This window comes from Mycobacterium sp. E2327 (assembly GCF_001672675.1).
In the GTDB taxonomy this organism is placed as follows: Bacteria; Actinomycetota; Actinomycetes; order Mycobacteriales; family Mycobacteriaceae; genus Mycobacterium.
This window is the reverse complement of the sequence record NZ_LZKE01000005.1, coordinates 1-611: the sequence shown is the minus strand read 5'-3', so window position 1 is coordinate 611 and position 611 is coordinate 1. Positions and strand designations below refer to the sequence as shown.

At 66.4% G+C, this 611-nt stretch carries 2 pseudogenes; one reads left to right on the top strand and one right to left on the bottom strand.

What is annotated here, in order from left to right:
- Nucleotides 1-303 (top strand): annotated as a pseudogene (locus A5712_RS00690) (hypothetical protein); the annotation flags it as partial.
- An 80-nt stretch (nt 304-383) separates the two neighbouring features.
- Here the strand turns inward: A5712_RS00690 and A5712_RS00685 are convergent.
- Nucleotides 384-611, bottom strand: a pseudogene (locus A5712_RS00685) (hypothetical protein); the annotation flags it as partial.

The following is a 611-nucleotide window of genomic DNA, read 5'->3' as shown; positions in this document are numbered from 1 at the left end:
ACCGCCCCGGCCAACGACAATGAATACGTGGACGATAGGGCCGAATCCGACCTGGCGTGGGAACTGGCTGATGCGGTCAGCCCGCTACTGACCGACCGCGACCGCAGCCGGTTTTACGCCGCGATCGGGTCGGGCGAGTCATACACCGCGATCGACACGGCGCTGCAAACCATGGCACGGCAGCGCGCGCCGATATCGTCCGAGCTGATCACCAAGCTCACCGACTGGCTCGGGGCATACACGCACAGCGCCGACGCACCGCGGCTGCGCAGGCTGCTGCGCGCCATCGAATCGATGCCCTAGTTCGCGGGTCCCGCGAACGTAACCACACTGCGATATTTCTCGCCGGATTTCGCAGCGTGGTTAGGCTCGCGACAAGAACCTTAGTTCGCGGGCGGTCGAAGACCGAGAGCGCCCAGCAGTTCGTCGCGTCCCCACGGCTTGCTGGTGGCGGCCTCACGAAGTTCGTCCCGCCATTCGTCCTTGTCGCGCAGCCGCAATCGCAGCTTGTCGCGCAACCCCCGAAGGCTTCGCAGCCGTAGCGGCGGGATGGGCAGGGGCACTGCAGCTTTGTCGCGGTCGGAGTGATCCGGCTGCGCGCCATCGCCCGG